Genomic DNA, 10,260 nt, shown 5'->3' with positions numbered 1-10,260 from the left:
GGCCCCCGCGCCCCGCCCGCCGCGGGCGGCGGCGCTCCCCCGGCGCGCGCGCCCCCCGGGGGGGGGGGGGCCCCCCCCCCCCGGGGGGGGGGGGGGGGGGGGGGGGGCCCCCCCCCCCCACCCCCCACCCGTCGGCCTGACAGAGCGGATGCCCCCAGCCCTGCGGCCACCCCCGCTCGGGCAGGCCTCCCGTCCCCAGGCCGTCGAGCCGTCGGAACGCTCATCCTGCGTCACCCGCTCAGAACAGCATCCGGGCGGGCGTCAGGTTGCCGGACGCCGGGAGTCGTAGGGTCGGCGGCATGAGCCTGCCGAGCAAGCCGGCCAACTTCCTTCGCCGCGGAGATGTCATCGGCTACGAAGGCCGGTGGCGCAGGGGGCGAGGCCTCACCAGGCAGAGCGACGCCCTTGAGGGTGAGACCGTGGTCGTGGCGGGGGAAGAAGGCGGCTGCGACCGCTTCCCCGCCGAAGCCGAACTCCTGCTCGGACCCAGCGGGCACGGCCAGGCCCTCTGACCTCGCCCACGGCTTGCGCCCCTGGTCATGCTGGCCAGGGGCATCGGCCGAAGCCGCAGAAGGGTCAGGCTCCGATTCCCACACCGGAGACGTAGGCGTAGGCGGCGTAGTCGGAGTCGAGGTCGGTGATGACGTCGTCCCAGATCTCGTCGACCATCGCCTCGTCCCTGGCGGCCCAGGCGTGGACGAGGTCGGGCCAGAAGTATCGGACGGTGATGGAGCGGTCGCTGAGGGGGCGGCTGTACTTGGCGTCGACGTGGCTCTGGTCGACGGGGTAGATCTCCATGCGGCTGCCGCGACCGTCGTTGTCGAGGTGGCGCCGGAGCGGATCAGGTTCTCCCGCCGGTGCCACCAGTACGCCGCGTCGATCCGCTCCCTGGACGCCGGGGACGGTGTGGCATTGCCCCGCGTCCAGGAGCGCAGGGAGCGGGCCGTGACGCCCTGTTCGGCCAGGGCCTCGCTTCGCTATGTGATGCACACCACAGTGACGGGCTTCGGATTTATTGTCGGTGGAGTGCCCTGCCAGGGCGGAGATGTGAAGCAACCTTCCAGGGCAAAGGAGGTGCCGGACCGTGACCACGGATCCCGAGCAGCAGATCGTCCCCTTCAAGCAGAACACCTCGCTTGCGGCGATGCAGGCCGCTCTAGGCCCGCTGTCGTCGCCCTCCGCCGAGGAGATCGCCGATGCGCTTTGGACGGCGCACCTGATGTCGGCCTCCCAGGCACCGGCTTCGCGTCGTCATCGCGCTGCGGGACCGGGCGGAGACGAAGTTGTCTCAGCAGCCCGTCTCCCGTCGCTGCTCCAGCGTGCCGAGGGCCGCCCGCTCCGGCAGCGTGTCATCCCGTGGTCCGAGCACGCCCTGGCAGGACGCTTCAGCACATCCCGCCACCCCTGGTACCGGGAGGAAAGGCTGGACGTCGAGTTGCCCACCCTGCGCCTCGCAGCGACTGCGAGGACGGCAGAGATGTTCCTGGAAGTCCATGACGACGGAAGCCTGCGGCGGGCGCTGCCGCCGAGCGGCAAGCCGCCCACTGGGCAGAAGGCCTTTCTTGAGAGGCGCCGTCTCTGGCAGGAGTTCAGTCACATACTTCCGGAACCGTGGATGGTGGACGAGATGGACCTGACGCCCCGGACACGGCGAGACGGGTTCCCCTCGCTCCCCCAGACACTGAGCCTGCCGATCGCGCACCACGACGCATCCTGCCTCCGCAGCATCATCCGCCGTATCCCCCCGGCCATGGCCGCGCTTTCAGTCCGGCAGGAAGCCGCCCGCGGGAACACATACGCGGTCAACTCTTTCGCCGACACCTACCTGCATGGTCTCGTTCCGTCCCCCCGGAAGCAGCAGGCCTGGAGCCGGGCGATATCCGACGCGCTCCTGGATGCGACATGGACGGAGCCCCTGGACCAGGGTGGCACCATCGGCCCCGCCATCGTGCTGCAGATCGTGCAGCTCGCCCGCACCTACCGCCGGCTGGAAACCCCCCTGTTCGCCCGCAAGATCCTCGGGCAGCGCACGCTGTCCCTCGACCTGCCGATCGGTGACGGCTTGTCCCTGTACGACCTTCTCCCGTCCTCGCACGCCAGCGAACCGGGAGGCAACTTCGGGCTGTCGCACCCCGTCCTCGAAGCCATCGCGCGCCGGCTGAAGCCGGAGGAACGCGCGGTGTACTTCGCCCGCGCCGTGGCCGGCGTCGACAACTGGGAAGAGGCCGCGCTCCTGGCCGGCGCTCCTGAGGACGCGGCATACCGATGGGGCGAACGCGTGCGCCGCAAGGCCCGCCGTATACGGGACGAGGAACTGCGCCGCCACAGTCTCCGGCACGGGAGCGACACCGCAGCACCCGGCCGGCCGGCCGGGCTTCCGGGCGGCCGCTCATGAGCCTCTTCGACAGCGCCCTGCCCGAGTTCCTCGGTAGCCTCAGCGCAGGCCTCCTCCTCGCACTCGGCTCCTGGACTGCCCGCTCCTGGCGACGCCGCCGCCAGCCATCACAGACCCCACCCGGACCCGACGCACCCGCGGCAGACAGTCCCCAGCCTCCACACGACGGCGAGACGACCACCGCATAATCCGTCCGCCGCAACACGCGTCCGGGGGAGACATGAGCGAGGGCTGGCACCGAGCGGTGCCAGCCTCATGTGCCTGGCCATGTGCGAACGGCCCGGCTTCGCTCCCTCCTTCAATGCCGACACCAGCGCCCACGCCAGGTCCGTGGGTTAGCCCGCCCAAGCCCTCGCACGCACCATCGATAGTCAGGGGGCCGGACGGCGTATGCGGGCGCCCACTGACGCCTGTCCTCCGTGATGCCGCTGGCCAGGGCTGGGAGGCTGGGCGAAGGAAGCCTCAGTGAGCGCTGAATGCTGACGGAAGGACATCGGGTTGGCCGGTCCCGAGATTCAGGACGTTCTTGTGCCCATGGCTGTTCCTGTGATCACTGGTCTGGTTGCCGGCGCAGGTCTCGTTATCAAGGATCGCCGTGCGGCCAAGAGTGCTGACCACCGCTACCAGCACCAATTGGAGAAAGCGAGGTTGGAGGTCCGGTTCATCCACAGTTGGATCCAGGCCAAGAAGGAGATCGGCCTTACAGATGACAGCCGCCAGAATCCCTCCGAGTGGCTGGACCTCTGCTACGAGTCGGTCCGCACCTTCGAGGCCGAACTACCGGACCGCCGCCGCGAAACCTCCACGGTACTGCGCCGGCTTCTTCTCCTGCGGGCCCTGCCGCAACGCGCGCGCACGGTCCGAAGCCTGTACTGGCTCGCGATCCTAGTGTTCAACGCTGCGCTGATTTATGGAGTTGCGAGGTCAGCGTCGACCACCGGAGGGCAAGGCGATTGGGCGATCACTGGCGTGTCCGCACTATCTGCGTCTCTTCCGCTCCTCCTGGTGATCCTCTACTTGCGCAGTAAGGCCCTTGATCTGAGCGAGAGCTCACGGCCTATGTCCCCCGATCCACGCGTCGACCTCGCCGCCTGGGCCGCGCGAACAACGCCACAGAGGCCCGACGAGAACGATCAGCACCACTAATCGGTTCGACTGACAGGCCTGCATGGGCTGCCGCGCACCACATCACCATCGCGGCTCTGTCACATGAGGTGCGGGTGCTGGGCGGGAGCCCAGACGCATCCAGGGCTGGTGCAGCACCGACGCAGCGTAGGCCGTCTGTGATCTCTAGTCGACAGGCGGGGGGACGGAGTCCGCTTTGCTCGGGAGAGCGTGCCGTTCCACCCGGTCGGACCACCGGAAGAGGGGACGGCCGGCACAACACGACGCCCACGCGCAGCTACGCTCCGGCCTGCTGGACGGGGGCGCAGTTGCGGGGAAGCCGGATGGTCAGGCTCCGATGCCGACGGAGGAGACGTAGGCGTACGCGGCGTAGTCGGAGTCGAGGTCGGTGATGACGTCGTCCCAGATCTCGTCCACCATCGCCTCGTCCCGGGCGGCCCACGCGCTGACCAGGTCGGGCCAGATGTACCGGACGGTGATGGAGCGGTCGCTGAGGGGGCGGCTGTACTTGGCGTCGACGTTGCTCTGGTCGACGGGGTAGATCTCCATGCGGCTGCCGCGGCCGTCGTTGTCGAGGTGGCGGACGAGCCAGCCGGAGCGGATCAGGTTCTCGCGCCGGCGCTCCCAGTACGCGGCGTCGATCCGCTCCCGGCTCGCGGGGGAGGGTGTGGCCTTGCCGCGCGTCCAGGAGCGCAGGGAGCGGGCCGTGACGCCCTGTTCGGCCAGTGCCTCGCGGCCGGCCGCGCTGTCGAGGTAGCGCAGGCGGGCGGCGAGGCCGCGGCGGGACGTGACCGGCGAGGTGATGCCGGAGGAGTGGACGATCCGGTTGAGCTCCAGGATCAGGGCCTCGCCGCCCTTCATGCCCCGGGCGTCGTGCTTGCGCCAGTCGCCCCAGCGGGCCCACAGGTCCTCGGATCCGGCCATCAGCGCTTACCCCCCAGAAGGTAGGTGTTCTTTTCCTTCACCTGGTTCAGGTCCCGGCCCTCGGAAAACACCGAACGCCAGTCACCCACGACGTGCAGTTCATCCGTACCGGAAATCTCCACGACCTGAAGCCCCGCCTTGTGGGCCTTATTTGCCTTCATCCACAGATTCGCGAACGCTTTTGCGCGGATGATGTGCATCCAGTCCGGCCGGCGCAGTTCACGGTTCGCGGTCGATTCGCCCACCGTGGACACCAATTTAGAGTACATGGCTTTCACGTAGTTCACGGTCAGTTCGTCGCCTTCGGCAATTGCGGTTTTCCGCGTTTCAGCCAGCGCGCGGCGCAGTTTCTCCAGCAGGCCCTCGGTTGCTCCGGAGACGAGTGAGCGGTGAATGGTCGGGGCGTCGGCGAGACCTTCGCGGGCGCAGTCGAGGAGGAGGCGGAGGGTTGATTCGCTGACCCACAACTGCCCCGGCTCCATCCGGTTACCCAAGGGGTTGGGCCGGTCTGCGTGTTCCCAGTCCGCCGGGGTGATGAGGTGGACACCGGATTTCTTCGGGTCGTGGACACCGCTGGTGTCCTCGCGGAGCTGACCGATCGGCAGCCAGCACTTGAGGGCGGACAGGTACGCGGCGTTCATGTCCAGGGCCGTGACATCGAGCTGCGCGCCGGCTTTCGCCGCCGCCAGGGCCGAGGCGTTGCGCCACTTCGGGCGGCCTTCCCAGATCTCGTCTGCGCCCTTCTGGGACCGCTTCCGCAGGATCTCAGCGGTGGGCGGGAACTCGGAGTGCTCGTACCGGCCGCCGACCCGGGAGGCCTTCAGCAGCGCCATCACGTCCGGGATCGCGGCCTTGATCAGTGCGGCCTGCGCGGCGTCGACGTCGCCGGCGTGCTCGGCGAGAACGTCGTGGACACGGCCGGTGATCTGGCCGATCAGGTCGTCTGAGGCGTACGTACGCGGGCTCCGCGGCCTCGCCGGGGCCTGGGGCTCCGGCGCCGGCTCCGCAGGCGCAGCAGGCGGCGGCTCGGGCTGGGGCGGCAGCACGATCGGCGCTTCCGCCGGGGGCGCCGAGGCAGCAGCAGGGGCAGCAGCGGGGGCGGGGTTCGCGGCGGCTACGGCGGCCGCGCACTCCTCGGCGCTGAAGTGTTGCGGGAACCCGTCGATCTCGCCGCTGCACGGCTGCCCGCACAGCACGCACAGCCCCGTCGGTGCCGCGGGGGCGGGGGCGGGCACGGCGGCGGCCGGCTCGGCGGGGAACAGGGCGGCGGGGGCCGGCTGCGCGACGGCCGCAGGAGCCACGGCGTCCGCAGGGCGCAGGGCAGGAATCGAGCCGTGGAGCACGCCGACCGCGTGCGTGGGGCCGGCCAGCAGGTCCAGGAAATGCAGACCGAAGTGCTCGGCGAGCCGGTCAACGTCCTCCAACGACCAGTGCTGTCGGTTGCCCTGTTTGCGTGAAACCTGCGCTTGGGACAGGCCGAGGCCGTCGGCGAGGTCGTTCTGGCGCTCACCGGTGCGCGTCATCAGCGCTGCAACCGTGAGCCTGAGGAGATCCTCAACACCCATCATGATGCAACTCTAGCATGCGTGATACTGATTTCGCATACAGCATGCGTAAAGAGGTAGCGTTTGCAGGGTGATCATGATTCGAGCGTCGCTGACCGCCGGCGGCGACGTACGACGGCGAGCACCAGGAGCACACCGCCCTCCCCACGCCAGGACGCGGGCCGGCTCCGGCGCTACCGCGGGCCCCAGGCCTCCATCCCGTTCCGGGCGTTGTACTGCGTGACCCACTCGGCGACGTCGGCACAGTCCGCGGGCGGGTAGGCCACATCGGGCACGAGCCGGAGCGCCTCGGGGACGTTCACGCCCGGGTGCATCTCGCGGACATGCGTCCCGGCCCGGGCCAGTGCCAAGTCCAGCCGCCCGCCCTCGAGGACGAGTTCACCCATCGCTCCGCACTGCGCGCACCGGACGTACGTCACCGCGACCGGGGGGCGCATCCCGAACGGCAGTTGCTCCACCATCTCCATGCCATGCCCAACGCGGCGGGGTCACGGCGCACGCCGTCGCACCGGCCCGGCTGTGTCGGCACGGCGGGCAGGATCTAGCCGAGCCAGACGATGTCCAGTACGGACAGATGCCGCAGTGGCCGGTTGGCGAAGTAGATGACGGACAGCTGGCCGGCGGACGCGATCCGTACGTCTTCGCCTTCGGGGTCGTCGGGGTCCCACTGGCGAAAACCCCACGGGCCGGCCGCGGCGGCGTCGAGCAGGTCCCACACCGTCTCTTCGGCGTGCTCGGGGAGTTCGGCGAGGACCTTCGCGGCCGGGGTGGAGAGGCGGACCGCGTACGGGGGCAGGCTCACCGGCGCCGCCGGCCGCGGAGCTCGGCCATGTCCACGAACCCGCTCTCGTCGTGGCCGGAAGCGGTGAACGCGTCGACCGCGGGGGCGGAGACGAGTCGGGCCTGCCAGACGTGCACGACCTCGTAGAGGGTGTTCAAGGAGAACGTCCGGCGCGACTCCTCCAACGCCGCCGTCCACTCCCGCTCGAAGGCTGGCACCCACGTCCCGGCGCGGCGGTCGGCCCGGAGCTGGTCGAGGAGTTCGGCCGGCGCCCCAGGCGCGGGCGCGTACGGGGCGGCGGGTGTGTGGTCGGGCTGGGCGCTCATCGGCTCCTCCTGGCGGCGGGTGCTACCGGCCACGGTAGAACGCCGTGGCCTAGGCCGTGGAGGTTCTGATGGATGCCGCAGCCCGGACCCGGCTGACGGTCAGTCTGCCCGCCCAGCGACGGCCGCAAGGCCGCGTGACCGGGACAGGTCGGTGCAGCGGATCCCGCCGCCGGGGTGCCACTCCAACACCCGCGCCACCGCGTCGCCGTGCTCGGCGCACCAGGAGACGGGCACCACGCCGCCGCAGTCGTGCCGCGCGCAGACGCAGGTCCCGCCCGGACCCACGTACGCGATCCCGTGGCGGACCACCCCGCCCGCCGGCCCTGACCCGGCGGTGCCGCGCAGGCCGGCCGGCCACGCCAGTGTCAGGCGCAGGCCCCCCGATCCCGACCGGAACCTGTCGATCACCCGCACCTCCCCCGGCACCGCCAGCGGGCCGGTACCGGGCGCGGTCAGCCGGCGCAGCGACGCTCCGAGCGTCCCGGCCGCCAGGGCTGCCAGTGCGTCGGCGTCCTCGTCGGTGGACCAGCCGGACAACGTGTCTTCGCCGGCCGCGTCGTCGGCCAGGGACAGCCACGGGTCATCGAGGCGGAACCGGTGCGAGGCGCCTCCGGGCCCGGCCAGCACCAGGGCGGCGATCGTCGGCCCCGTGGGTACGCCGATCTTGTCGTGGGCGAGGAGCCAGGCCACGACCGCGCGGCGGTCGAACTGCGGGTGCACGTCCGTACCGGCCACCGGCTCGGGGAAGTCGGGGTGCCGGCGGCGCCAGTTCACCACCGCGGCCCGGCCCACCCTGGCAATCCGCGCCACCTCCGCCAACAACACCCGCTCCCACCCCGGGGACGGGTCCAGCGCAGCGAGCGGGGAGCGACGGCCCGCCGCGACGGTGCGCACCGCCCGCCAGTCCACGCAGGGGCGAACCACCTCCAGCAGCGCGATCTCCTGGGCGTCGTACAGAGGGACCGTGGTCACCCCGCCCTGCCGCTTGTAGTCGATGTCCACGGAGCCGATCGGGGCCAGCCACCCGAGCCGCACCACCTGGTCGAAGTCGGTACGGCGCACGCCCAGGCGCACCGCGGCCTGGTCCGGGCCGAGGGGCACGTGCCTGTCAAGAAGGGCGGGCAGGTCCCGGCGGCGGCAGAGCGCGGCCACCTGCTCCGGATGGACGACGGGGAACTGGGGCTCCCCGCCGAGGTAGACCAGGAGGCCAGCCTTGACGAGGTGGCCGACCGCCGATGCGGTCACCCGCGGCCGAAGGATCGGGAGCGGCACCCCCAGGGCCTCCGTCAGCCGGTCCGCCGCCACCCCGGCCTCGATCCCCCGCAGCGCAGCGCGGACCGCTTCCGGGTCGGCGGCCTCCACCACCGCCTGCGACCACCGGCCCGGTCCGACGTCCGCGGCCGGGACCAGACCCGAACCCGTCGCCCACCGCCACGCCGCAACCGGCACCCGCAGCCGGCCCGCCGCCTGCCCCTCGTCGAACACCTCACGCACCGAACGCACCATGAACCCCACTCCAATCCGCACACGAGCAGCCCGACGACCAAGCCGCGCCCGAAACATGCCGAAAGATCCCGCTTGCTGTCAATAGTCCTGATTTCAGGGCGAGTTGGAGGCGCACCGCACAAGCCGCCTACGCGTACGCGAGGGCGAAATTCACCCCTGCGGGGGAGGCGAACCGGCCCCGGGCAGACGGGAGCGGGGGCCACCATCGCGGCCCCCGCTCCTCCCTCGGACGGCCTACAGGTAGTCGGTCCGCTCCCGCTCCGCGCCGTAGGTGCCCTCGTACGGCCCGTGCAGGCGGGTCTCCGTCAGCCGGAGCCGCACCACGCCTCGCCCGGGCAGCGGCACGGAGACCACCGCGCCCGGGGGCTCGGAACTGAGGAACGGCTTCGTGTATCCGTCGACGTCTGCGGGGGTGTACCAGCGGGTGATCTTCTTCATGAACCTGCGTCCTTCCGCGGCCAGAACCCCATCGGCCCTGCCTCACCCCTTTGGAGCGCTCACCGCCAGGAACACAGCACCCCTCTTCAAAGTCATCCGAAATTTCCCGTTACACGAAGGATGTTCGCGTGGTCAGCCGGCTGCTGCGGTCGGGTCCGCCCCAAAGCGCGGAACGTCCTCCGTGGTCACGTCCAGGCGCAGCCGTTGGAACCGGAGTGGGTGGCGGTAGATGCCGCCGTGGTCGATGGCGCGGTCGGCGCTGACTTCGGCGACCAGGGCGGGGTGGACGAGGGTGGTGTCGAGGACGTCGCGGCTCCCCCACGTCGCCGAGAACTTCGCGCCCGTCCACGGGTGCCCGGGCGCGGCCGCGGTGAGATGCTCGGCAACCTGCCGCGCGGCGTCCGGGCGCAGCGGTACGGTCCGGCCGACGGCGCGCAGTCGGCCGTTCTGGTCGTGGCGGCCGAGGACGAGGAGTTGCGGGCGGGTCAGGGTGCCGGTGATCGCGCCGACGATCGTCTCCGTGGTGTCCCGCCTTCTGATCTTGGTCCATCCCCGGTATCCGGGCAGATAGCGGCCGTTCAGGGGCTTGATCAGGATCCCCTCCACGCCGGACACGTCCGTCCAGGACTCCAGCCATTCCCGCGCCCTGGCCAGGTCCGTCGTCATCGGGCAGAGCGTCCACGGGGCCGTCAGGGCGTGCTCGGAGAACAGGTTCTCCAGCAGTGCGCGCCGCTCGACGTACGGGCGCCTCAAAAGCTCCTCGCCGTCGTGCTGCAAGAGGTCGAAGGCGACGAAGTAGGCCGGCCACCGGGCGGCGAGGCCGGCGGCGCCGCGGGCGCGGGTGGCGGCCCGGCGCTGCAACGCCTCGAAGGACAACCGGCCGGCCTCGGTGTCCCAGACGACCAGTTCGCCGTCGAGGACCAGGCCGTGCGGCAACTGTGCCTCGGCGGCCGCCACCAGGTCCGGCCATCGGTCCTGTACCAGCGCTCCGCGGCGAGTCTGCAACAGCACCGTGCCGCCCGGGCCGGCCGCGGTGAACAGCAGCGCCCGGTGACCGTCCAGCTTCTGCTCGTACGCCACCCCCGCCCGCAGTGCCGCCGGGCCCGGCACGGCTTCCGCGGCCTGCGCCAGCATCGGCTCCACCGGCGGTCTGAGCGTCACGTGGCCTCCCTCGCGGCTTGTCGGCCCCTCTTCCAGGGT

At 71.1% G+C, this 10,260-nt stretch carries 12 protein-coding genes; 3 read left to right on the top strand and 9 right to left on the bottom strand.

What is annotated here, in order from left to right; translation table 11 throughout:
• Positions 1 to 299: 299 nt before the first annotated feature.
• Positions 300 to 512, top strand: a complete 213-nt coding sequence (locus ACIPYQ_RS39880) for a hypothetical protein (RefSeq protein WP_401259461.1) — start codon at positions 300 to 302, stop codon at positions 510 to 512.
• Between the two features lie 64 nt (positions 513 to 576).
• Here ACIPYQ_RS39880 and ACIPYQ_RS39875 read toward each other — a convergent pair whose 3' ends face one another.
• Complete coding sequence (locus ACIPYQ_RS39875) at positions 577 to 798, bottom strand: hypothetical protein (RefSeq protein ID WP_401259460.1); 222 nt, start codon at positions 796 to 798, stop codon at positions 577 to 579.
• A 286-nt stretch (positions 799 to 1,084) separates the two neighbouring features.
• On the opposite strand from ACIPYQ_RS39875, the gene ACIPYQ_RS39870 reads away from it, so the two are divergent.
• Both ACIPYQ_RS39870 and ACIPYQ_RS39865 read left to right on the top strand, forming a co-directional pair.
• Entirely contained in the window at positions 1,085 to 2,395 is a 1,311-nt protein-coding gene (locus ACIPYQ_RS39870) for a hypothetical protein (RefSeq protein WP_401259458.1), read from the top strand.
• 498 nt (positions 2,396 to 2,893) lie between these two features.
• Positions 2,894 to 3,541, top strand: coding sequence for a hypothetical protein (locus ACIPYQ_RS39865; protein ID WP_401259456.1), 648 nt, complete (start codon positions 2,894 to 2,896; stop codon positions 3,539 to 3,541).
• 306 nt (positions 3,542 to 3,847) lie between these two features.
• On the opposite strand, the gene ACIPYQ_RS39860 is transcribed toward ACIPYQ_RS39865, so the two are convergent.
• The 8 genes from ACIPYQ_RS39860 to ACIPYQ_RS39825 form a co-directional block, all read right to left on the bottom strand.
• Positions 3,848 to 4,444 (bottom strand): hypothetical protein, encoded by a 597-nt coding sequence (locus tag ACIPYQ_RS39860; RefSeq protein WP_401259454.1) that lies wholly within the window; start codon positions 4,442 to 4,444, stop codon positions 3,848 to 3,850.
• Positions 4,444 to 6,012 carry an acyltransferase gene (locus ACIPYQ_RS39855; protein WP_401259453.1) on the bottom strand — a complete coding sequence of 523 codons (1,569 nt, stop codon included), beginning with the start codon at positions 6,010 to 6,012 and terminating at the stop codon, positions 4,444 to 4,446. The genes ACIPYQ_RS39860 and ACIPYQ_RS39855 overlap by 1 nt, the downstream gene beginning before the upstream one ends.
• A gap of 170 nt (positions 6,013 to 6,182) precedes the next feature.
• Positions 6,183 to 6,470 (bottom strand): hypothetical protein, encoded by a 288-nt coding sequence (locus ACIPYQ_RS39850; protein ID WP_401259452.1) that lies wholly within the window; start codon positions 6,468 to 6,470, stop codon positions 6,183 to 6,185.
• An 80-nt stretch (positions 6,471 to 6,550) separates the two neighbouring features.
• Positions 6,551 to 6,811 (bottom strand): hypothetical protein, encoded by a 261-nt coding sequence (locus tag ACIPYQ_RS39845; protein WP_401259451.1) that lies wholly within the window; start codon positions 6,809 to 6,811, stop codon positions 6,551 to 6,553.
• Positions 6,808 to 7,116, bottom strand: coding sequence for a DUF6247 family protein (locus tag ACIPYQ_RS39840; protein ID WP_401259449.1), 309 nt, complete (start codon positions 7,114 to 7,116; stop codon positions 6,808 to 6,810). The genes ACIPYQ_RS39845 and ACIPYQ_RS39840 overlap by 4 nt, the downstream gene beginning before the upstream one ends.
• A 99-nt stretch (positions 7,117 to 7,215) precedes the next feature.
• Positions 7,216 to 8,622, bottom strand: coding sequence for a hypothetical protein (locus tag ACIPYQ_RS39835; RefSeq protein WP_401259447.1), 1,407 nt, complete (start codon positions 8,620 to 8,622; stop codon positions 7,216 to 7,218).
• Positions 8,623 to 8,856: 234 nt separating this feature from the next.
• A complete protein-coding gene (locus ACIPYQ_RS39830) occupies positions 8,857 to 9,060 on the bottom strand; it encodes a hypothetical protein (RefSeq protein WP_401259445.1) in 204 nt (67 codons plus the stop codon).
• Positions 9,061 to 9,192: 132 nt separating this feature from the next.
• Complete coding sequence (locus ACIPYQ_RS39825) at positions 9,193 to 10,221, bottom strand: ATP-dependent DNA ligase (RefSeq protein WP_401259444.1); 1,029 nt, start codon at positions 10,219 to 10,221, stop codon at positions 9,193 to 9,195.
• Positions 10,222 to 10,260: the final 39 nt, after the last annotated feature.

The sequence above is a fragment of the Streptomyces sp. NPDC090045 genome (assembly GCF_044747975.1).
GTDB lineage: Bacteria > Actinomycetota > Actinomycetes > Streptomycetales > Streptomycetaceae > Streptomyces.
Note: the sequence above shows the minus strand (reverse complement) of the source record. Positions and strands in the feature narration are given on the sequence as shown.

What these genes read in the sequence shown, in the direction of transcription:
- ACIPYQ_RS39835 (WP_401259447.1), bottom strand. Translation starts at nt 8,622, where the DNA reads ATGGTGCGTTCGGTGCGTGAGGTGTTCGACGAGGGGCAGGCGGCGGGC.
- ACIPYQ_RS39830 (WP_401259445.1), bottom strand. Translation starts at nt 9,060, where the DNA reads ATGAAGAAGATCACCCGCTGGTACACCCCCGCAGACGTCGACGGATAC.
- ACIPYQ_RS39875 (WP_401259460.1), bottom strand. Translation starts at nt 798, where the DNA reads ATGGAGATCTACCCCGTCGACCAGAGCCACGTCGACGCCAAGTACAGC.
- ACIPYQ_RS39860 (WP_401259454.1), bottom strand. Translation starts at nt 4,444, where the DNA reads ATGGCCGGATCCGAGGACCTGTGGGCCCGCTGGGGCGACTGGCGCAAG.
- ACIPYQ_RS39855 (WP_401259453.1), bottom strand. Translation starts at nt 6,012, where the DNA reads ATGATGGGTGTTGAGGATCTCCTCAGGCTCACGGTTGCAGCGCTGATG.
- ACIPYQ_RS39840 (WP_401259449.1), bottom strand. Translation starts at nt 7,116, where the DNA reads ATGAGCGCCCAGCCCGACCACACACCCGCCGCCCCGTACGCGCCCGCG.
- ACIPYQ_RS39880 (WP_401259461.1), top strand. Translation starts at nt 300, where the DNA reads ATGAGCCTGCCGAGCAAGCCGGCCAACTTCCTTCGCCGCGGAGATGTC.
- ACIPYQ_RS39850 (WP_401259452.1), bottom strand. Translation starts at nt 6,470, where the DNA reads ATGGTGGAGCAACTGCCGTTCGGGATGCGCCCCCCGGTCGCGGTGACG.